General features: G+C 69.5%; 19 protein-coding genes. 9 read left to right on the top strand and 10 right to left on the bottom strand.

Going from position 1 to position 20,985, the window contains the following annotated elements; all coding sequences use genetic code 11:
* The first annotated feature begins 20 nt into the window (after positions 1-20).
* From ACJMK0_RS11305 to ACJMK0_RS11290, 4 genes are all read left to right on the top strand, one after another.
* Complete coding sequence (locus ACJMK0_RS11305) at positions 21-2,195, top strand: putative bifunctional diguanylate cyclase/phosphodiesterase (protein ID WP_405238463.1); 2,175 nt, start codon at positions 21-23, stop codon at positions 2,193-2,195.
* A gap of 23 nt (positions 2,196-2,218) precedes the next feature.
* Entirely contained in the window at positions 2,219-3,142 is a 924-nt protein-coding gene (locus ACJMK0_RS11300) for a GGDEF domain-containing protein (protein ID WP_405238461.1), read from the top strand.
* A gap of 78 nt (positions 3,143-3,220) precedes the next feature.
* Positions 3,221-4,153 (top strand): cation diffusion facilitator family transporter, encoded by a 933-nt coding sequence (locus tag ACJMK0_RS11295; protein WP_405238459.1) that lies wholly within the window; start codon positions 3,221-3,223, stop codon positions 4,151-4,153.
* 318 nt (positions 4,154-4,471) lie between these two features.
* Complete coding sequence (locus tag ACJMK0_RS11290) at positions 4,472-5,116, top strand: hypothetical protein (protein ID WP_405238457.1); 645 nt, start codon at positions 4,472-4,474, stop codon at positions 5,114-5,116.
* Between the two features lie 54 nt (positions 5,117-5,170).
* Here ACJMK0_RS11290 and fghA read toward each other — a convergent pair whose 3' ends face one another.
* Positions 5,171-6,025 (bottom strand): S-formylglutathione hydrolase, encoded by an 855-nt coding sequence (fghA, locus tag ACJMK0_RS11285; RefSeq protein WP_405238455.1) that lies wholly within the window; start codon positions 6,023-6,025, stop codon positions 5,171-5,173.
* Between the two features lie 153 nt (positions 6,026-6,178).
* Between fghA and ACJMK0_RS11280 the strand changes: the two genes are divergently transcribed.
* The gene (locus tag ACJMK0_RS11280; protein WP_405238453.1) at positions 6,179-7,099 is read left to right on the top strand and encodes a calcium/sodium antiporter; all 921 of its coding nucleotides are present in this window, start codon (positions 6,179-6,181) and stop codon (positions 7,097-7,099) included.
* Positions 7,100-7,123: 24 nt separating this feature from the next.
* On the opposite strand, the gene ACJMK0_RS11275 is transcribed toward ACJMK0_RS11280, so the two are convergent.
* Complete coding sequence (locus ACJMK0_RS11275; RefSeq protein ID WP_405238451.1) at positions 7,124-8,629, bottom strand: DUF3336 domain-containing protein; 1,506 nt, start codon at positions 8,627-8,629, stop codon at positions 7,124-7,126.
* Positions 8,630-8,882: 253 nt separating this feature from the next.
* On the opposite strand from ACJMK0_RS11275, the gene ACJMK0_RS11270 reads away from it, so the two are divergent.
* From ACJMK0_RS11270 to ACJMK0_RS11255, 4 genes are read left to right on the top strand one after another with little or no spacing between them, the layout of a single operon-like run.
* Entirely contained in the window at positions 8,883-10,283 is a 1,401-nt protein-coding gene (locus ACJMK0_RS11270) for an MBL fold metallo-hydrolase RNA specificity domain-containing protein (RefSeq protein WP_405238449.1), read from the top strand.
* Positions 10,280-11,800 carry a thymidine phosphorylase family protein gene (locus ACJMK0_RS11265; RefSeq protein ID WP_405238447.1) on the top strand — a complete coding sequence of 507 codons (1,521 nt, stop codon included), beginning with the start codon at positions 10,280-10,282 and terminating at the stop codon, positions 11,798-11,800. The genes ACJMK0_RS11270 and ACJMK0_RS11265 overlap by 4 nt, the downstream gene beginning before the upstream one ends.
* Positions 11,797-12,756 (top strand): ribose-phosphate diphosphokinase, encoded by a 960-nt coding sequence (locus ACJMK0_RS11260; protein ID WP_405238445.1) that lies wholly within the window; start codon positions 11,797-11,799, stop codon positions 12,754-12,756. Before ACJMK0_RS11265 ends, ACJMK0_RS11260 begins: the two co-directional genes overlap by 4 nt.
* A complete protein-coding gene (locus tag ACJMK0_RS11255) occupies positions 12,753-14,030 on the top strand; it encodes an MFS transporter (protein WP_405238443.1) in 1,278 nt (425 codons plus the stop codon). The genes ACJMK0_RS11260 and ACJMK0_RS11255 overlap by 4 nt, the downstream gene beginning before the upstream one ends.
* 35 nt (positions 14,031-14,065) lie before the next feature.
* Here the strand turns inward: ACJMK0_RS11255 and ACJMK0_RS11250 are convergent, their stop codons facing one another.
* The 8 genes from ACJMK0_RS11250 to ACJMK0_RS11215 form a co-directional block, all read right to left on the bottom strand.
* Entirely contained in the window at positions 14,066-14,815 is a 750-nt protein-coding gene (locus ACJMK0_RS11250; protein ID WP_405238441.1) for a sulfite exporter TauE/SafE family protein, read from the bottom strand.
* Entirely contained in the window at positions 14,805-14,987 is a 183-nt protein-coding gene (ccoS, locus tag ACJMK0_RS11245; protein ID WP_405238439.1) for a cbb3-type cytochrome oxidase assembly protein CcoS, read from the bottom strand. The genes ACJMK0_RS11250 and ccoS overlap by 11 nt, the downstream gene beginning before the upstream one ends.
* Positions 14,984-17,515, bottom strand: a complete 2,532-nt coding sequence (locus tag ACJMK0_RS11240; protein ID WP_405238437.1) for a heavy metal translocating P-type ATPase — start codon at positions 17,513-17,515, stop codon at positions 14,984-14,986. The genes ccoS and ACJMK0_RS11240 overlap by 4 nt, the downstream gene beginning before the upstream one ends.
* Positions 17,508-18,077: a FixH family protein gene (locus ACJMK0_RS11235; RefSeq protein WP_405238435.1), complete on the bottom strand. Its 570-nt coding sequence runs from the start codon at positions 18,075-18,077 to the stop codon at positions 17,508-17,510. The genes ACJMK0_RS11240 and ACJMK0_RS11235 overlap by 8 nt, the downstream gene beginning before the upstream one ends.
* A 75-nt stretch (positions 18,078-18,152) precedes the next feature.
* Positions 18,153-19,547: a cytochrome c oxidase accessory protein CcoG gene (gene ccoG / locus ACJMK0_RS11230; protein ID WP_405238433.1), complete on the bottom strand. Its 1,395-nt coding sequence runs from the start codon at positions 19,545-19,547 to the stop codon at positions 18,153-18,155.
* Positions 19,547-19,870, bottom strand: coding sequence for a hypothetical protein (locus ACJMK0_RS11225; RefSeq protein WP_405238431.1), 324 nt, complete (start codon positions 19,868-19,870; stop codon positions 19,547-19,549). The genes ccoG and ACJMK0_RS11225 overlap by 1 nt, the downstream gene beginning before the upstream one ends.
* Positions 19,867-20,787, bottom strand: a complete 921-nt coding sequence (gene ccoP, locus ACJMK0_RS11220; RefSeq protein ID WP_405238429.1) for a cytochrome-c oxidase, cbb3-type subunit III — start codon at positions 20,785-20,787, stop codon at positions 19,867-19,869. Before ccoP ends, ACJMK0_RS11225 begins: the two co-directional genes overlap by 4 nt.
* Positions 20,787-20,957: a cbb3-type cytochrome oxidase subunit 3 gene (locus ACJMK0_RS11215; RefSeq protein WP_405238427.1), complete on the bottom strand. Its 171-nt coding sequence runs from the start codon at positions 20,955-20,957 to the stop codon at positions 20,787-20,789. Before ACJMK0_RS11215 ends, ccoP begins: the two co-directional genes overlap by 1 nt.
* Positions 20,958-20,985 lie beyond the last annotated feature (28 nt).

Genomic DNA, 20,985 nt, shown 5'->3' with positions numbered 1-20,985 from the left:
AGCCGCAGCGGCTTTACATAATGCAATCCTGGACCCGGGAAAACGGATACGCGACCGGCGGCGACGACTGCCAGGCGCTGGTGATCGCCTCGCGGGGCGAGACCCGGGACCTCGTCATGGCGGCGCTCGAAGAAGAGGGCTTCCACGTCGTCGAGATCCCTGCGGCGTCGACACGGGCCGGCCGTTTCCCGGAAGAGCCGCCCGCGCTGATCGTCGTGGATGCGGGCGAGCGCACGGAAGACTGGTGCCGGCGTGTCCGCAGCCGCGTGCGGCTGGAACACGTGCCACTGATCGCCCTGACGGATGGCGACGGCCGCGAGGCGCTGCACCGCCTCTACGCCGCCGGCGCCACCGCGGTGTTCATCAAGCCCGTCGATCACGTCTTCCTGCGGGAACGGTTCCGTTCCCACGGCGACACCGGACGCACCCTGACCGGCATGCAGCCCGCGCTCATGGCCGATGCGCGCATCCTGCACGCGGTACCGGACACGTTCTTCGTGCTGGGCGAGGACGGAATGGTGCGGGAGTATCTCGGCGGCGGCGAGAAGGACCCGCTGCTCCGGCCGGAGCGGCTCGCCCGACGCCGGCTTTCCGAGGTGCTGCCCCGGGATGTGGCGGCGCTGATCGTGCGCAATATCCGGCGCACGCTGTCGAGCCGCGGACCGTGCAACTTCGAATTCGAGCTCGGCAGCGCCGGCGAGAAACAGCGCTACGAGATGCGCCTGCTGACCCAGGGCCGCGACCGGGTGATGGCGATCACGCGCAACGTGACCGACATGGCCGTCGCGGGCCGCGCCGCCGGGGGCGGGCCGGATACGCTGACCGGCCTGCCCGGGCGGACGGCTTTCCTCGGCCGGCTGGACGCGATGATCGAAGACGCGGGCCGCCTCGGGCGCGGTCTGGCGGTGATGAGCGTCGATCTCGACCGCTTCACGCGCATCAACGAGACCCTGGGGCGGGCGGTCGGCGACGCCATCCTGCGGGTCGTCGGCAGCCGCCTCGAGCGCTGCCTGCGCGACGCCGACGCCGTGCAGCGGACCCGGCCGGGAGAGGGCGGTGCCACGGAGCTTGCGCGCATCGGCGGCGACGAATTCGTCGTCGTGCTGCGCGACGTGGACGACCGCGGCACGGTGGCACAGGTCGCCGGCCGCATACGCGCAGCGTTCGCCGACCCGGTCAGCTATCAGGGGCATCAGCTCGAGGTCACGCCCAGCATCGGCATCGCCCTCTACCCGGCGGACGGCAGCGACGCGCAGGGGCTGTTGCACAGTGCCCGGGCGGCGCTGGACGAGGCGCGCATGGGCGGCGACGCGGGCCAGGAGTTCTACTCCGACACCATGCGCCAGCGTGCGCTGCGCCGGCTGGATCTGAAGGACGAGCTTCGCCTCGCCATCGAGCGGGACCAGCTGGAATTGCGATACCTGCCGCGCATCGATCTCGAGACGGGTCGGGTGGCCGGTCTGGAGGCGCTGCTGCGCTGGCAGCATCCGGTGCGGGGCGCGGTGTCCCTGCGGGAACTCATCCCGCTCGCCGAGGCGACCGGCCTGATGCGGCCCATCGGCAAATGGGTGCTGCACGCCGCCTGCGCCCATGCCGCTTACTGGGCCGAGACGTGGGAGACGATGCCGCCGGTATCGGTCAACCTCTCCGAGCAGGAGTTCTGCCGCGAGGACCTGCCCCGGGTGGTCCACGGCGCGCTGGAGGCGTCCGGACTCGCGCCCGCGCAGCTCGAGCTGGAGCTCACCGAGACCATGCTGATGCGCGAGAAGCAGGCCGCCGTGATGCTGCAGAAGCTCAAGGCGCTGGGCGTCGGCATCGTGATCGACGACTTCGGCGTCGGGCATTCCTCCCTCGGCCGGCTGATCCAGTATCCGGTCAAGGCCATCAAGATCGACCGTTCCTTCGTGGAGCAGTGCCAGGCCGACACGGCCCAGCGCTCGGTGTGCTCGGCCATCATCGCCATGTCCCGTGAGCTCGGCCTCGCCGTCATCGCCGAAGGCGTTGAGACGGTGGAGCAGATCGATTTCCTGCGCGAGCGCGGCTGCCACGCGCTGCAGGGGTTCTTCTTCGCCGAGCCGCTGCGCGTGGACGACGTGCCCGCCTTCCTGGCGGCCCATCTCGGCCGCACACCGGAGGGCGCCGTGATCGATCTCGCCACCATCCGCAGCCGCTTCGCGCTGCGTAACACCGGCTGATTGCGGTGCGCCGGACCGCGACGATGACTCTGCTGGGGCTGGCCGCGGCGCTGCCGCTGCTGCTGGCCGACGCGCCCTGGTTCGGCTGGGAGCTGCGGCTGCCCTGGCTCGCCTGCCTGGTCGCGGCCGGTGTCTGGGTGCACCGCGTGCGGGAGCGGGAACTCTACCAGGAGACCGAGTACTGCCGCCGGCTGGAGGCGCAGGTGCGCAGCCGCACCCGCGACCTGGCCGACCGGAACGCAGAGCTGCAGCTGGCGAACGCCAAACTGCACGAGGCGAGTCATACCGATGCGCTCACCGGCCTCAGGAACCGCCGTTATCTGTTCGAGCAGATCTCGGACGACATCGACCTGGTGCAGCGCCAGCACGACGGCGGCAGCCGCGGCGGCGGCCTCGACCGGAACAACGACATCGTCTTCCTGATGGTCGACCTGGACCACTTCAAGCCCGTAAACGATGCCCACGGGCACGTGGCCGGCGACCGCATGTTGCTCGAGGTGCGCGACGTGCTCATCGGTGCCTGCCGGTCGTCGGATGTCGTCATCCGCTGGGGCGGCGACGAGTTCCTGGTGATCGGCCGGGAAGCGACCAGCAGCGAGGTCTCGTCCCTCGCCGAGCGGATCCGCTCTCGCATCGAGAGCCACGTGTTCGAACTCGGCAACGGCGAGGTGGCCCATACCACGTGCTCGGTGGGCTTCGCGAGCTACCCGTTCCTGGGCGCGCAGCCGGATCTCGTGAGCTGGGAGCAGGTGCTCGGCATCGCCGACATCGCGATGTACCGGGCCAAGGAACTGCGTAACTCCTGGTTCGGCATCCATGGCGAGCACTGGGCGGGGAGCGCGGACGCGTTGTTCCAGGGTCTGCAGGAAGGGGTGCACGCGCTGGCCGCCGTCGGCCACGTCCGCCTCGAGCAGCCGGGACCGGATCTGGCCCGCAAGCTGGCCTGAGCAGGGCCGGATGCTATAACGTCCTCCCCGCGGCGGCCCGGTTCGTGGCACGCTGCGCCGCGGAGCGATACGGATCCCATGCACACGCACAGTCACACCCACGCCGGTGACGCACACCGGGAAGAGAAGTCCGACTCCAGGCGGCTGGCCCTCGCGCTCGCGCTGACCGGCGGTTTCGCGGTGGTCGAACTGGTCGGCGGCATCGCAGCGGGTTCGCTGGCGCTGATCGCCGATGCCGGCCACATGGTCACCGATGCCATGGCACTCGCCCTCGCGTGGATGGCGGCGCGGATGGCGGCGCGGCCGGCCGATGCCAAACGCAGCTTCGGCTATCACCGCTTCCAGATCGTGGCCGCCCTCGTCAACGGACTCACGCTGATCGGCATCGTCGGCTGGATCGTGGTGGAGGCCTTCGAGCGCCTGTTCACCCCGGTCGACGTCACTGCCGGCCTGATGCTGGTGATCGCCGCCATCGGCCTGGCCGTGAACCTGCTCGTATTCTTCGTGCTGCACGGCGGCAGCCGGGAAAACCTGAATATGCAGGGGGCGCTGCTGCACGTGCTGGGAGACCTGCTGGGTTCCGTGGCCGCCATCATTGCCGGTGTGGTCATTCTCGGCACGGGCTGGATGCCCATCGATCCGCTGTTGTCGCTGGTGGTGGCGGCACTGATACTGCGCAGCGCCTGGAGCCTGGTGAAGCGCTCGGCCCACATCCTGCTGGAGGGCACGCCGGAGTGGCTCGACGTCCCGCGGATGCGCCGGGAACTTGCGGACTCCGTGCCGGGCGTGTGCGACGTCCACCACCTCCACGTGTGGAGCCTCACGCCGGCCCGCCTCATGCTGACGATGCACGTGACGCTGGAGGACGACAACGGCGATCCCGCGGCAGTCATACGCGTCATCAAGCGCCGGCTGCACCAGCAATACGGCATCGACCACTCCACCATCGAGATCGAGTACGGGGACTGCGCGGACGATTTCCCGGCCACGACGGATCCGCCGGTCACCTGACACGGCACACCTGACACGGCACATGGCTCGTCGCGAGCCGGCTTATTTGCGCGGATTCCGGCTTGCTGCCGATCCGTGGCCGCCGTGAGCGGTCGTGCAGTCGCAACGGACTCATCCCGGCGATACCGGCCCTGCGATGGTTCCCTCCCTTCGAAGATCAGTGCCTTGTGACAAATATCGGAAGCGCAGCGTGAGCCATGAGCGGTCACCGGCGGCGACCGGCGATGCCGTTAACGGGCGTTTCGCTTGCCTGACGGCAGCTGGAGAGTATCTTTATGGGTCAAGGAGGCCCATAAGAGTCTCCAGGAGATTTGCAGGATGCTCGTCTACCGTACCCGTCTCCATCGCCGGCTCATGGAGGAGTCGGAAAAGGGACTGTTTGCTGCGATAGCGTCGCGGGACGGGCGGTGGGGCCATGTCGCGGAGGCAGTCGCCTACGACTGCCGCAAGTTCTCCGCGTGGGAAGCAAGCCACGCGAGACTGCTTGAGCCCGTTGCAGCGGCGGGCCGGTGGGGGCCTGCCATCGGAGTCCTGCGCCGTGCCGAGATGGATCTCGTTCATCGGCGCGCGCTGTTCGAGACGCTGCGCGAAAAACGTGTCCGGGGCCCGGCGAGAGAACGTCTTTTCCAGCTTTTCTACGGTCCCAGGGACTTCCGCAATTGCGTGCTCACGGAGCACTTCCGGTATCAACTCGCGGCCACGAGCAGCGTTACGGCAGTCAGACTCAGCACCTTTTGCAATGATCCCGCCGGCAGTCACCTGCTGGCCAGATACGAGAATGCCTACCGAAGGTATTTCTGGGCGTACTGCGAGTGGCAGCTGAACGAGGACGCGCTGGTGTCCGACATGCTGCGGCTGACGATGGAGAGTACGAAGTTCCTGGCCGACAGGCTGAAGCAGCAACTCGTCGCCGGACGGGACTTGCAGATTGGCAGGGAGCGGCCGATGTATCTGCAGAGCTAGGGAGTCGGGCGCCACGGTCGGGATCGACGAGGGATCCCGACGGAGGTGCCGTGTTCAGCTGCGCTTCAGTGCGTCGGCGTGATATTCCAGATGCTCGCCGATGAAGGTGGAGACGAAGAAGTAGCCGTGGTCGTAGCCGGGCTGCAGGCGCAGCGTCAGCGGATGCCCGGCCGCCTCACAGGCCTCCTGCAGCAGGCCGGGCTTCAGCTGCTCGTCGAGGAAGTCGTCGGCGTCGCCCTGATCCACCAGCAGGGGGATGTCGTTGCCGCCCCGCCGGATCAGCCGGGTAGCATCCCAGGGCTCCCAGGTGCTCCGGTCCTCGCCCAGGTAGTGACCGAAGGCCTTCCGGCCCCAGGGGCAGTCCATCGGCGCGCAGATGGGCGCGAAGGCCGACACCGAGCGGAACATGCCGGGGTTCTTCAGCGCCACGATCAGGGCGCCGTGGCCGCCCATGGAATGGCCGCTGACGGAGCGGCGATCCGGGATCACGGGGAAGGCTGATTCGACCAGTGCCGGCAGCTCGCAGGCGACATAGTCGTACATGTTGTAGTGGCCGGCCCACGGCGCCTCGGTGGCGTTCACGTAGAAACCGGCGCCTGTGCCCAGGTCCCAGTCGGTGTCCTCGCCCGGCAGCCCGAGCCCGCGGGGGCTGGTATCGGGCGCCACCAGCGCGAGTCCGAGTTCCGCGGCGTAGCGCTGCGCGCCTGACTTGATGGTGAAGTTCTCCTCCGTGCAGGTCAGGCCGGAGAGCCAGTAGAGCACGGGCACGGGTTCGGATTCCGCCTGCGGCGGCAGGTAGAGCGTGAACCGCATGGGGCAGCCGCACGCCTCGGAGGCATGCCGGTAGGTGTTGGTGTAGCCGCCGAACAGTCTGCTGCGGTCGATCAGTTCGGGCGCTTTTGTGCTCATCGGCTTCTCCTGGCCTGCCTGGTTCTGCCGGGTCACTCCCCGGGAGGCCAGAGCTTAGCCCGCGCGTCCGGAGGGCGAAAGCCCGACGGCGGATCCGCGACGGATCGGTTATGGTGGTGCGGCATTCTTGCGAAGGAGCTTCACGCTATCACGATGTTGCTGCAGCTCGGAGGAGGCCTGCTCCTCCTGGTCGCCGGCGCCGAGATGCTGATCAAGGGCGCCGTCTCTCTCGGCGAGCGCTTCGGTCTCTCGTCCCTGGTCATCGGCCTCACGGTGGTGGCCTTCGGCACCAGCGCGCCGGAACTCGTGGTCTCCGTCGACGCGGCGCTGGCCGGCTACGGCGGCATCGCCGTGGGCAACGTCGTGGGCTCGAACATCTGCAACCTGGCGCTGATCCTCGGCGCCGTGGCCGTCCTGCGGCCGGCCGGCGTCGACCGCGGGCTGATCCGGGGCGCGGGCCCGGTGATGATCGCGGCCGCCGTGGCTCTGGTGGTGCTGCTGGCGAATGGCCGGCTGTCACGACTGGACGGGCTGCTGCTCACCGCCGCCATCGTGATTTACACCGTGGCCTCGCTGCGCTCGCGCCACGTGGCGGCGGGACTCGCGGACGATATCCAGGGGGCCGTGCGCTCCACGGCCGTGGCCGTCGTGCTGTTCGCCGCCGGACTCGCACTGCTGCTCGCCGGCGGCTCGCTGTTCGTGAAAGGCGGTGCGGCGCTGGCGCTGACGCTCGGCGTTGCGCCGGCCGTGGTCGGGCTGACGGTGATGGCTGCCGGCACCAGCATGCCCGAGCTGGCCACCTCCGTGGTGGGGGCCGTCCGCGGTCAGGCGGCGATGGCCACCGGCAACATCATCGGCTCCAACATTTTCAACGCCCTGGCCATCCCGGGCATCGCGGCACTGGTGACGCCGATCGAGCGGGGCGGCGTGGGTGCCGTTGATCTCGGCATCATGCTGGTGGTGTCCGTCGTCGCGCTCGGCTTCATGTACACGGGCTCGCGCCTGACCCGTGCCGAAGGCGCAATGCTCCTGGCCGGCTACGTCGGCTATTGCGCGTGGCTGTTCGTCGGTTGAGGCGGCCGGCCGGGAGAGCGGCGGTCAGGCCGCGCTGATCCTCCGCTCGCCGAAGGGCACGGACGCGTTTCTGGCGCTGATCCGGTGCGCTTCGCGCAGCGCGCGGCGCTCGTAGCGGTTGAGGATCTGGTCCAGCGCCCGGCTGATCTTGGACGCCGTGCGCAGACGCTCGATCTTCGGGAACGTGGCCCGCTCGCCCTCCTTGATGTAGAACATCAGCTCCTTCTCCGTGGGCGGCGTCAGCAGCTTGGTCGGATTGAAGGTGCGATAGCGGGGCATGATGTTGATGTCGCCGGTGTAGGTCTGGGTGGCCACCGAGTAGAACATGTTGGCCAGGATCTGCAGGCGCGGCACCGGTTTGGTCAGGCGCTGGGTGATCCAGTGGGTGGAGCGCAGCCACTCCTGGTAGGTCCGGAAACCGAGATGCAGGCCCGTGGACAGCAGGCTCTGCTCCTCCTTCGGGTCCTGGATGAACCACAGCACCACCGGATTGGTCTGGCTCGCCACGTAGTGGTTCACGCCGTACAGGCGGGCCAGGCGCTTCGCCGGCAGGTCCTCGCTCACGGAGCCGTCCACCCAGCGCCGCTGGGGCAGATAGGGCTGGCGGCGGCCGTTCTTGTTCTTCGCCTCGAGGATCACGGGCGGATAGATTCCGGGCACGGCACAGGAGGCCATCACGGCCTTGCGGATGTAGACGTTCGGCGAGGTGATCGCGTTCAGCAGGCGGGAGGTCTGATGCACCTCGGCCGGCGCCACGGAGATGTTGATCTTGCGCCCGGTGAGCTCGTAGGCTTCCTGGAAGGTGAGATCGGGGATCAGCCGGTCGACGGTGTCCTCGACGTCGTGCACGTCCATGTTCGGCGTGGTGGGCGACATCAGGCGACCGAGCCAGCTCACCTCCTGGCGCGCCTCCATCAGCAGGTTGCGCGGGTCGAACATCTCGTGCAGCTCGGCGGTGGAGTGGGTGCCGAGCACGCCGGCGATCAGCGAACCGGCGCTGGAGCCGGAGACCACGGAGGGCAGCACATCCTCCTCCAGCATGGCCTTGACCACGCCCACGTGGAAGTGGCCGAGTACGGCGCCGCCCGAGAGCATGAGCGCCGAGCGGCCGAAGCAGTGATCCGCCCGACGGAAGAAATCCAGCCGTTCCTCGAAGCTGATCTTGTTGGAGCGCAGCTTGGACAGATAGTGGAGCGCATCCACGATCTCGTCGACGTATTCCTCGATGAGCTGCTTGGTGCCGAACTTCGCGCGCTTGTACAGCGCCGTCTTGCCCATCCCGGCCATGTTGCCGTGGATGCCCTCGTTCAGGGTGAACAGCAGGCCGTGGTCGTCCTTGCTGGCGCGCAACTCGCGCAGCGTGTCGAGCCGCTGACGGATGGAGTGGTAGTCGTACAGGCTGGTCTTCTCCACCGCCCGCCACTGATCCATGCCCGTCAGTTTGTCGTGGCTGATCGCGGCCTCGCGCCAGTCGGCGTAGCTGTTGGCCTCGTCCATCGCCCGCTCGAGCAGTCTGCGGCTGGCTGCCATGTTCCCCTACCTTCAGTCAGTCTCGTTGAACAACCATCATACCCCGGCCGTGGGGCGCATGTCGCCGCACGGGTCACGATTTCGGCATCGCCTGCTACCGTAAGTCATTGAAATACTGTCATCCAGGCGGGTAAATCGTGGAAAGCGGCTATAGCCGGGGAGCGTCGCCGGAGCCGCTGCGGCAATCCCCGATGCGGCCCGCCGCCGGGATGACCTGTAATAGGCGAAGAGAACGGGAACGCAAGGATTCGGCATGCACATCGAGTTCTGCGGCGCGGCGCGTGAGGTCACCGGTTCCTGCCATCTCGTGCACGTGGGCGGACGGCGGATATTGCTGGACTGCGGGCTGATCCAGGGGCGGCGCGCCGACGAGGATCGCAACCGGGAGCCGTTCCCCTTCGTGCCCGCCGAGATCGACGCGGTCGTCCTGAGTCATGCCCACATCGATCATTCGGGACGCCTGCCGCTGCTCGCCCGGCAGGGCTTCGACGGGCCCGTCTACACCCACCGCGCCACCCGGGACCTGTGCCGCATCATGCTCCGCGACAGCGCCTTCATCAGCGAGAAGGACACGGAGTGGGAGAACCGGCGCCGGGCGCGCGCCGGCCTGCCGCCCCGGGAGCCGCTGTACACGCAGGACGATGCCGAGGCGGTGATGAAACAGTTCCGCGACGTCGCCTACGGGCAGCCGGCCGATATCTGTCCCGGCGTCCGGCTGACCCTGCACGACGCCGGACACATCCTCGGCTCCGCCGTCGTCTCGCTGGAGCTCGAGGAGGGCGGCGAACGCAGTCGGGTGGTCTTCAGCGGCGACCTCGGGCACCGGGACGCGCCGATCCTGCGCGACCCGGAGCGGCTGGACGAGGCCGACCTGGTGATCCTCGAATCGACCTACGGCGATCGCCGCCACCGCACCTGGGACGACACCCGGGACGAGATCATCGACATCGTGGCCAGCGCCAGCGAGCGGGAGGGCAACATTCTGATCCCCGCCTTCGCCGTGGGGCGCAGCCAGCTCATACTCTACTGGCTCGCGCGCCATTTCGAGGAGGCGAAGCTCGAGCGCTGGCGCATCTTCCTGGACAGCCCGCTCGCGATCCGCGCCACCGCCATCTACGGCCGTTACCCCGAGCTCTACGATCGGGAAGCCGGCCGCTTCTGGAGCGGCCGGGACCACGAGTCCGCACTGCCCAACCTGGCGTTCTCCCGCACGGCGGACGACTCCCGGGCACTGAACTCGATGCGCTCCGGGGCGATCATCATCGCCGGCAGCGGCATGTGCACCGGTGGGCGCATCCGCCACCACCTGCTGCACAACCTGTGGCGCGAGGAGTGCCACGTGATCATCGTCGGCTTCCAGGCCGCGGGCACCACCGGCCGCCTGCTCGTCGACGGTGCCCGGCGCGTGAAGCTGCTGGGGCAGAGCGTACGGGTGGCCGCGACCGTCCACACCGTCGGCGGACTCTCGGCCCATGCCGACCAAAGGGGGCTGGCCGACTGGTACGGCGCTTTCCGGGGCCGGCCGCCGGTCGCCCTGGTACACGGTGAGCCGGATGCCATGGACGCCCTCGCCGGCGAGCTGGAGACGCATTTCGGCGCGGCGGTCACGTGCGTCCAGCGCGGGCAGAAGATCGAGCTCGGTGGCCGCGGGTGAGCGGCGGCGGGGAGCATGGTGTCCGGCTGCAGGCCGTGCGCCTGGGCGTCGATACCCGGCACGAGCCGGTGCTGTTCCTGCGCCGGGACTCCGAAGTGGCCCGCTCCGAGGGCTTCCAGGCCATGTCCCAGGTGCGCGTGGACACCGGCACGGCGTCCATCATCGCCACGCTCATGATCGTGGAGTCCGGGCTGCTGAGGGCCGGCCAGGCCGGACTGTCGGAAGCGGCGTGGCGGCGTCTCGGCCTGGCCGACGGTGAGACGCTGGTCCTGCACCACCCGCGGCCGGTGGAGTCTCTCGCGCACGTGCGGGCCAAGGTCTACGGCGCCGAGCTGGACGCCGGGCAGTTCGAGCGCATCATCGACGACGTGGTCGCCGGCCGCTACATGGACGTGCAGCTCGCCGCCTTCGTCGCCGCCTGCTCCGGCGAACGGCTGACCCGCGAGGAGATCGTGCACCTCACCCGGGCCATGGTCAGGGCCGGCGAGCGCCTGACCTGGCCCGGATCACCGATCATGGACAAGCACAGCGTCGGCGGCCTGCCCGGCAACCGCACCACGCCCATCGTGGTGGCGATCGCGGCCGAGGCGGGACTCACGATGCCGAAGACGTCGTCCCGGGCCATCACCTCGCCCGCGGGCACGGCGGACACGATGGAGACGCTGACCCGGGTCGACCTCGGACTGGACGAGATGCGCCGGGTCGTGGAAAGCGAGGGCGCCTGCCTTGCGTGGGGCGGTTCCGCCAGCCTCAGCCCGGCGGACGACATCCTGATCCGGGTGGAGCGGGCCCTCGACCTCGACAGCGAGGGCCAGCTGGTGGCCTCCGTCCTCTCCAAGAAGGTGGCCGCGGGTTCCACCCACGTGGTGATCGACATGCCGGTGGGACCGACGGCGAAGGTGCGCAGCCTCGCCGCCGCCGAGCGGCTCTCCGGCCACTTCCACGCCGTCGCCGGGACCCTCGGCCTCGCCCTGCACATCGACGTGGGCGACGGCAGCCAGCCGATCGGACGCGGCATCGGCCCCGCCCTGGAGGCGCGCGACGTGCTCTCGGTGCTGCGCGGCGAGCCCGACGCGCCCGCCGATCTCCGTCAGCGGGCGCTGCAACTCGCGGCCGGCATCCTGCGGCTGTCCGGCCGGGCCCGCGCGGAGGACGCGGTGGCGCGGGCAACGGAGCTGCTGGACTCCGGCCGCGCCTGGACGCGCTTCCAGCGCATCTGCGAGAGGCAGGGCGGGCTGCGCGAGCCGCCGCGGGCGGCTTATCATTACGATGTCTTCAGCGAGCATGAGGGTGTCGTCGACGCCATCGACAACCGCAAGGCGGCCCGGCTGGCGAAGCTGGCCGGCGCGCCGGCGGACAAGGCGGCAGGCCTCGGGCTGTGTGCGCGGATCGGCGACCGGGTGCGCCGCGGCGACGTGCTCATGACGGTGCATGCGGAGAGCCCGGGGGAACTGGAATATGCGCTGGAGTACTTTCGTGCGCATCCGGATGTGATTACGCTGTCGGCTGACCCATGAACACCCTCGTATTCAATCTTGGCGGGAGCCGCCCCCACGCCGACGAGGCTGACGAAACCGTCGAGACGGCGGTCGAGGCAATGGTCGCCGCGATCGTCGCGGCCACCGGTGCCACGAGGGGAGAACTCGACACCCGGCGCTTCCCGGACGGCGAGGCCTACCTGCGGGTGGCCACCCCCTGCGCCGGCGCCGACGTCATCCTGTGCGCCGGCCTGCAGCCGCCGGACGAGGCGACCCTGCGGACCCTGCTCACGGCCGCGACGCTGCGCGATCTGGGCGCCGCCCGCGTCCTGCTGGTGGCGCCGTACCTGCCGTACATGCGCCAGGACAGCCGCTTCCGCGAAGGCGAGGGCGTCACGTCGCGCTACTACGCCGCTCTGCTCTCCGCGCATTTCGACGGCCTGGTCACCGTGGACCCCCACCTGCACCGTTACGCCGCCCTCGCGGAGCTCTACACCATACCGGCGGTCTGCGTGCACGCCGCGCCGGCCATCGGCGCCTGGGTGCGGGAGAATGTGGCGGAACCCGTGCTCATCGGTCCGGACAGCGAGAGCCGCCAGTGGGTGGAGGCGGTGGCCGCGGTGGCAGGCGCGCCCTTCATCGTCCTGGAGAAGGTGCGGCGCGGCGACCGGGACGTCTCGGTGAGCGAGCCCGAGCTCCTCGCTCACGACGGCCGTCAGCCCGTGATCCTGGACGACATCATCTCCAGCGGCCGCACCATGGCGGAGGCGGTCGCGCGGGTGAACGGCCACGGCGGGCCGCAGCCGGTCTGCATCGCCATCCACCCGGTCTTCGCCGACGGCGCGGTGGCGGACCTGCGTGCGGCAGGCGCCGGCCGGGTGGTCTCGTGCAATACGATCGCGCACGACACGAATGCCATCGACGTGTCGTCGCTGATCGGGGCAGCCTGCCGTGGCTTCCTCGGCGACACCGTCCGGCGCGCCATCGGTTCATGAGACATACCCTCGCACCGCTGGCGGCGCTGCTGCTCGGCGTCGCCCTCATGCTCGTCGGCAACGGGCTGCAGGCGGTGCTGGTCCCGTTCCGGGCCGGCGCCGAGGCCTTCACCCAGCTGTCGGTGGGCCTGATCGGCGCCAGCTATTTCCTCGGCTTCACCGTCGGCTGTCTGCAGGGCGGCAGCCTGATCCGCATGGTGGGCCATGTGCGTGCGTTCGCGGCGATGACCGCGATGGCCTCGGCCGTGCCCCTCCTCCAGGCGCTGTGGGTCGATCCGGTCGCCTGGTTCTTCTTCCGTGCCGCCACGGGATTCTGTTTCGCCGTGCTCTACATCGTGATCGAGAGCTGGCTGAACGAGCGCGCGAGCAACGAGAACCGGGGGATCGTCTTCTCCACCTATATTTTCATCAGCTTCGGCGCCATGGCGCTGGGTCAGGAGCTGCTCCGTGCCTACGACCCGTCCGGCGTGGAGCTGTTCGCCGTCATCGCCACGCTGGTGTCGCTGGCCGCGATCCCGGTGGCGCTGACCCGATCGCCGACACCGCGGCTGCCCGAAGTCACTGTGATCAATCTGCGCGGCCTGTGGCGCGTGTCGCCTTCCGGTGTCGCGGGCACGCTGGCCTCGGGGCTCGGCAACGGCGCCTTCTGGTCGCTCGCGCCGCTGGTGGCGGCGGGCGATGCGCTGGACGTCTCGCGCACGGCCACCTTCATGAGTGCGGCACTCATCGGCGGCGCAGCCGGCCAGTTTCCTTTCGGCGGCCTGTCGGACCGGATCGATCGGCGCCGTGTCATCGCCGGCGTCGCGGCCTTCGGCGCGGCCGTCAGCGTCGTCATCTGGCTGGCGACCGGCGCCGGTGCCGGCAACCTGCTGCTCTACTTCCTCAGTTTCCTGTGGGGCAGCGCTTCGTTCACCATCTATCCGATCTCGGTGGCCCACTCCAACGATCACGCGGACCCGGACGATTTCGTGGCCGTCTCGGCCGGCCTGCTGCTGGCCTACGGCGCCGGCGCGACGGTGGGGCCCGTCGTCGCGTCGCTGCTGATGTCGGCGACCAGCGCGCCGACACTGTATCTGTTCATCGCGCTGATGTACCTGCCGCTGGCCGTGTTCGCCGTGAGCCGCACGTTCCGGACGGAGCAGGTACCGGAGGCCGAGCAGGTCGCCTTCGCCGATGCGCTCAGCGCATCCGGTACGGCCTCCCATGCCTACGAGGAGGAATGGAGCGACCAGGTGCTGGAGGAACAGGCGGAGGCGGCCGCCGAGGCGCAGTGATGCATCACTGATGCATCAGCAATACTCAGCAATGCTCAGTGACCGGCGTGCTCCGCCGGCACGGCCGCGTCGTTCTCCATGCTCCCGTGACCACCGTGGTCCGCGGACATGTGCATGACCGGCATCGCCATGGTCCACAGGCCGGCCAGTACCACCAGCGCGCCCGCCGCCCGGCGCACGCCGGTGCGGCGGGTCAGCGCGGCCAGCCGCGCCGCGCCGGCGGTGGCCAGCACCATCGCCGGCAGCGTGCCGAGACCGAAAGCCGCCATCACGAGCGCGCCCTCTGCCGCACCGCCGGAGACCGCGGCCGCCAGCAACACCGAGTAGACCAGCCCGCAGGGGATCCAGCCCCACAGCACGCCGAGGGCGACCGCGTGCAGCGGGGTGCGGGCGGGCAGGAGGCGACCGGTGAGCGGCGCGAGTTTCTGCCAGCCCCGGGCTCCCCACGCCTCCAGTGGCCGCAGCGGGTTCCAGCCGAAGGCGAGCTGCAGGCCGATCAGAATGATGACCACGCCGAATGCGAGGCGCAGCGCAGGGCCCCATTCGCGCAGACCGAATACGGAGCCGCCGGTGGCGCCGAGGAAACCGACCAGCGCGCCCAGCGCCACGTAGCCGCCGATGCGCCCGGTGTTGTAGGCGAGCGCGAAGCCGGATCGCCCGGCCGCACCGCGCACCGCGGTATTGAGCCCGAGCCAGCCGGCGATGCCGCCGCACATGCCCAGGCAATGAGTGGAACCCAGCAGGCCGGCCACCAGTGCCGCCAGCAGGCCGCCTTCAGCGGTCATCCTCTTTCTCCTCCTCGCGCGCCGGCGGCGCCCGGTCGTCGTCCATGACCACCCGCCATGCGGGCGTGTCCATGTCGTCGAACTGACCGCTGCCGACGGCCCAGAAGAAGGCCCAGACGGCCAGGCCGAGCAGCACCAGACCGAGCGGTATCAGGAAATAGAGCACGCTCACGGCGAGGCCTCCAGCACGCCCGGCGAGGGAGCGCGCGCGGCCTCGACGGCGGGGCGGCGTACCCGTGCCGCGGCACCGCCCCGGCGCAGCCGCAGCGCGTTCAGCACGACCAGCAGTGAACTCGCCGACATGCCGATGGCCGCCATCCACGGCGCCAGCGCGCCCGAGGCGGCGAGGGGAACGGCCAGCACGTTGTAGCCGATGGCCCAGCTGATGTTCTGCCGGATGATGCGGCGGGTCCGGCGCGACAGTTCCACCGCCTCGAGCAGCGGCGCGAGCGAGTCGCCGAGCAGGACCGCATCGGCGCTCGACTGCGCCAGCGTCGTGCCCGCGCCCATGGCGACGGAGACGTCGGCGCCCGCCAGGACCGGTGCGTCATTGATGCCGTCGCCGACGAGGGCGACCTTCTCCCCGGCGGCCTGCAGCTGCCGCACCCAGGCGAGCTTGTCCTCGGCGCGCAGGCCTCCGCGGGCGTCGTCGATACCGAGCCGGCCGGCGATTTCCCGCACCGTGCGGGAGCGGTCGCCGCTGGCAATGGCGGTGGCGATGCCGGCGTCGCGGAGCGTGCGGACCACCTCGGCCGCATCGTCGCGGAGCGCGTCGCGCAGCTCGAAGGCGGCCAGCACGCGGCCGTTAGCCTCGCCGAGGAAGACCACGGTGGACGCAGCGCCGGTTTCGATCCGCGCGAGCGCCGCGCCTGCGGCCTCGCCGACGAATTCCGCCGAGCCGATGCGGTAGCGTTCGCCGTCGACGGTACCCTCGATCCCGCGCCCCGGCACCGGGCGCAGGTCCGCGGGAGTATAGCCACCAGTATCACCACCAGTATCACCATCACTGTTGCCCCGGCGCGGGAACGCGCGTGCCAGCGCGTGCTCCGAGCCGCTCTCCAGCCGGGCGGCGATGCCGAGGCACCGCCCGGCATCGATATCCTCGCTCAGCGGCAGCACACGTTCCAGCTCCGGCCGCCCGCGGGTCAGCGTGCCGGTCTTGTCGAATACGATGCGGTCGAAACTGGCGAGTCCCTCGAGGGCGCGGGAGCGGGTGACGAGGATGCCCCGGTCCGCCAGCGCCGTGTTCGCGGCCGCCAGGGCGGCAGGCGTGGCCAGCGACAGGGCGCAAGGGCAGGTGACCACCAGCACCGCCAGCGCGGCGGGGAACGCGACGCCCGGGTCGGTCCACCACCAGGCGGCGCCGACGGTCGCCGCGATGGCGAGCACGGCGACGACGAACCAGCTCGCCACCCGGTCGGCCAGCACGGCGACCGCCGGCCGTTCCGCCTGGGCCCGTTCCAGCAGCCGGGAGATGGAAGCGAGCATCGTGTCCTGACCCACGCGCTCGGCCGCGAGCGTGAGGGCCCCGTCCAGGTTGATGCTCCCGGCCGTGACTTCGTCGCCCGGTGCCCGCGGCACCGGGTCCGATTCGCCGGTGATCAGCGACTCGTCCATGGATGCCTGTCCGTTGAGGATGCGGGCGTCGGCCGGCACGCGCTCGCCGGGACGCAGCACGAACCGGTCGCCCGCGCGCAGCCGGGCGACGGCGATGATCTCCTCGCCGCCGTCACTCCCGTCGGCGATGCGCCGCACCGTGTCCGGCAGCAGCTGGCCGATGGCCGCCGAGCGCTCGGTGGCGCCGTGGCGGGCGCTCATCTCCAGGAAGCGGCCCAGCGACAGGAAGAACACGAACATGGTGGCGGAATCGAAATACACCTCGCCGTGGCCGGTGAACGCCGCATACAGCGAAGCGGCGTAGGCGCCGCCGACGGCGATGGAGACGGGCAGGTCCATGCCGGGCCGCCCGGAACGAAGTCCGCGCCAGGCCGACTGGAAGAACGGCCGACCGGCATAGAACACCACCGGCGTTGTGACCAGCGCGCTCACCCAGACCAGGAAGCGGCGCATCTCCGGGTCGATACCCTGGAAGGCGCCGGCATACAGCCCGACCGCGAACATCATTACCTGCATCATGCCCACGCCGGCGACGAGCAGACGCTTCAGCGCCTGACGCCGCTCCCGGTGCCGCGGCGAGAACGACTCGGTCAGGCTCTGCGGATGCGGGCGGTAGCCCAGTCGCTCGATGGTGCCCAGGATGGCACTGAAGCGGGTATCTCCCGGTCGCCAGATGACGTGCAGGCGGGAGGAGGCCGTGTTGACGGTGATCTCGTCGACGCCGGGCAGACGGCGCAGCACGTTCTCCAGCAACCAGCTGCAGGCGCTGCAATAGAGTCCCTCGACGTGCAGCACGGCCTCGATACGGCCGTCCGCCCGCGTGGCGGCAAACAGCGGCAGCGTCTCCGGGTCGTCGAATCCGCGCCAGTGATCGTCGTCTCCCGGCGGCGGCGCGGGCGCCTCGCCCGGCGGCAGCTCACGGAAGCGGTAGTAGGCATCGAAACCCGAGGCGCCGATGAGTTCGGCCACCGCCTTGCAGCCGTGGCAGCACATCGGCCGGTCCTCGCCGTCGATGCGGGCGGTCAGGTCGAGGCCTGCCGGCACGGGCAGGCCGCAGTGGAAACAGCGGCGAGCGTCAGCCATCGTCGCGGGAGCCGGCGGGCGTCAGCGTGCCGCGGCCGTCCCGCTGTGAGACCTCGCCCGTGAGCCGCCAGCCTGCGGCCGCCTCTCCCAGCGATTCCACCGCCGCGTACCAGCGCTCCGCCGTCATGGGCGTGAGACGCGCCCGGTAGGTCGCCTCGCCGGCGGCCGGCGCGCGGGTGAGCAGGATGTCCATGTCTTTTGCCGGCACGGTCGGATGCGACAGCTCGAGCAGCAATGTCTCGGGCCAGGCGAGATGGTCCGTGCCGGTGCCGCCGTTCTGCGCGAGCCGAACCTCCACCGCGCCCTGTCCCGCGGCCACCTGCAGCAGGCCTTCCAGCCCCAGCTCGGAGGCCGCGTCAGCCATGCGGAAGCGACGCTCCGTGGTCTCCGCGATGCGGCTGTAGTCATCCACCACCAGCGAATCCGGCCGGGTGATCGCCAGGAAAATGGTGAACATGCAGCCGATCACGGTGGCGGCCGGGACCGAGATGACGAACCAGGGCCAGAACTGGCGATACCAGGGTTCGATCTCGGCAGTATTGTGTACGTTGCGCTGATCCATGGTGCTTTGCCTCTCGGGCTTCGAGGGTGATCCGTCGCCAGTTGCCGGGCCGTCACCGGTCGGTTGTCGGGTCATTCAGCGGCCGACGGGCGCGACGAACTTCGTCTCCCGCGACTGAGTGATTGTAGCGTCATCCTCGGCCTGCAGCGTGAAGGTGACCTCGCTGACGCCGCGCACCGCTTCCCGCGGGGCGCGGACGATCACCGGCACGCCCAGCACCTCGCCCGACGGGATGCGGATGTCGCCGTTCGGCACCTCCACGCTCGCGCCCTCGATGCCGGCGACACCGATGTCGTAGCTGTGGGCGCGGTCGGTCTTGTTGATGAGCTTCAGCTGGTAGGAATTCTCGATGAAACCGTCGCCCACCTCGCGGTACAGCGCGTTGCGGTCGCGGATCACGTCCACGGTGAGCGCCGAACGCTGGGAGAGGGCATAGACGAAGGCGCCCATCAGAATGGTGAGCAGGACGGCGTAGACGATCACCCGCGGACGCACCACGCGCGTCGTCTCGCCGTCCATCGCGTGCTGGGTGGAGTACTTGATGAGCTTCTTCGGGTAGCCCATCCGTTCCATGACGTCGTCGCAGGCGTCGATGCAGGCGGCGCAGGCGATGCACTCGTACTGCAGCCCCTCGCGGATGTCGATGCCGGTGGGGCAGACCTGTACGCACATCGTGCAGTCGATGCAGTCGCCCAGGCCGACCTCCTGCGGGTCCACGCCCCGGCGGCGGCTGCCGCGCGGCTCGCCCCGGTCGGCGTCGTAGGTGATGATCAGCGTGTCCCGGTCGAACATGGCGCTCTGGAAGCGCGCGTAGGGGCACATGTACTTGCACACCTGCTCGCGCATGTAGCCGGCGTTGCCGTAGGTGGCGAAGCCGTAGAAGAGCACCCAGAAGGTCTCCCACGGGCCAAGGGAGAAGGTGGCGGAGCTCACCAGGAGTTCGCGGATCGGGGTGAAGTAGCCGACGAAGGTCAGGCCGGTGAACAGGGCGAAGGTGATCCACAGGAACTGCTTCGAGCCCTTGCGCAGGAATTTCTCCGTGGTCCAGGGGGCCTTGTCGAGTTTCTTGCGCTGGGAATACTTGCCCTCGGTCCACTGCTCCATCCAGACGAAGACCTCGGTCCACACGGTCTGCGGGCAGGCAAAGCCGCACCAGAGCCTGCCCGCCAGCGCCGTGAAGAAGAACAGCGACAGCGCGGCGATGATCAGCAGCAGGGCGAGGAAGATGAAGTCCTGGGGCCAGAGCGTCAGGTCGAACAGATGGAACTTGCGCGCCGGCAGATCGAACAGGATGGCCTGACGGCCCTGCCAGGTGATCCAGGGCAGGCCGTAGAAGATGCCGAGCAGCACGAAGACGGCGATCTTGCGCAGGCGGGCGAAAGTGCCGTCCACCTCCCGGGCGTGAATCTTCTCCTCACTGCGGTAGAGCGCCGTCTCTGCCGCGGCGCCCGCGTTGCTTCCTGCTGCCATCAGTCCTTGTCCGTCGTGGTCCCGTGCGCACCGTCCCGGCGGTCGCGACGCATGAGGACCAGTGTGATGCCCGCCGCTCCGATGCCGATCGCCCAGAAGAAAAAGAAGAGCAGCGCATAGCCGCCCATCCGCGAAAGCTCCAGGGGCCAGTCCGCGGCCTCTGCGAGCCGCGCGGGGTCGAACACGGCGAAGAACAGCACGCTCGCTATGCAGGCCGTCAGGAACGACGCCCAGCCGGTAGACATGACCTTGCGCAGTCCGCGGCTCCAGGCCGGTGACCGGGGAGTGTCCTCTTCCGCCGCTCGACCGCCGTGCAGGCTCATGGGGCGCCGGCACCTCCGCCGCCGTCCCCGCCCTGCGACAGGCTGTAGACGTAAGCGGCCAGGATATGCACCCGGTCCTCGCCCAGCAGATCCTTGTGCGCCGGCATCACGCCCTGACGCCCCTGGGTGATCGACGTCATGATGGCCTCGCGGCTGCCGCCGTAGAGCCAGGTGTCGTCGGCCAGGTTCGGCGCTCCCAGTGCCTGGTTGCCGCGGCCGTTGGGCCCGTGGCAGGACGCGCACAGCATCTGGTACTTCTGCCCGGCCGCCGTCTCCAGCGCGCTCGTCTCCGAGGGCGTGCCGAACTGGCGGATCAGGCCCACCATCGCATCGAGTTCGTCCTCGGTGAAGTTCGCGGCCCAGCCGGGCATTACGGCCTGGCGGCCGTTCAGGATGCTCACCTTGATGCTTTGCGGGTCGCCGCCCCACTGCCAGTCGTCGTCGGTCAGGTTCGGGAAGCTCGCCGCGCCGCGGGCGGCAGAGCCGTGGCACATGGCGCAATGATTGGCGTAGAGGTTGCGGCCGATCTGCAGCGCCTCGGAGTCCTTCGCCAGCTGCGGGATCGGTTGCGCCGCGAACGATTCGAAGATCGGCGCGTAGCGGGCCTCTGCCGCCTGGACCTCCTGCTCGTACTGTCCCTCCTGGCTCCAGCCGAGGATGCCGTCGGTGACGACCAGTCCCGGATACAGCGCGAGATACACGCCGGCGAACAGGATCGTGAGATAGAACAGCATCAGCCACCAGCGCGGCAGGGGCCGGTTCATCTCCTGGAGGTCACCGTCCCACGTGTGGTGGGTGGTCTCCGTCTCGGCCGCTTCGCCGGGGCGGCGTTTCATGGTCCAGGCGATCAGCCAGATGCAGGCTGCCAGGCTCAGAATGGTCGTGATGGCGACAAACCAACCCATCGGTGCAGACATCAGTTCGACTCCTTCTTCTCCACCGGCGGCTGCTCGTCGTCCCCCAGCGGTATGTTCGCGGCTTCCTCGAAATCCTTCTTGCGCCTCGAGCTAAAGACCCAGACGACCAGTACGAGGAACAGGATCATCAGCACCAGCGTGATGAGTCCCCGGAAAGTGTTTATATCCATAGTCTATCCACGCCTGGTCTACCCACGC

Origin of the sequence: Lentisalinibacter orientalis, from assembly GCF_040706535.1 — a bacterium.
GTDB classification, from domain to species: Bacteria; Pseudomonadota; Gammaproteobacteria; order Steroidobacterales; family Woeseiaceae; genus Lentisalinibacter; species Lentisalinibacter orientalis.
Note: the sequence above shows the minus strand (reverse complement) of the source record. Positions and strands in the feature narration are given on the sequence as shown.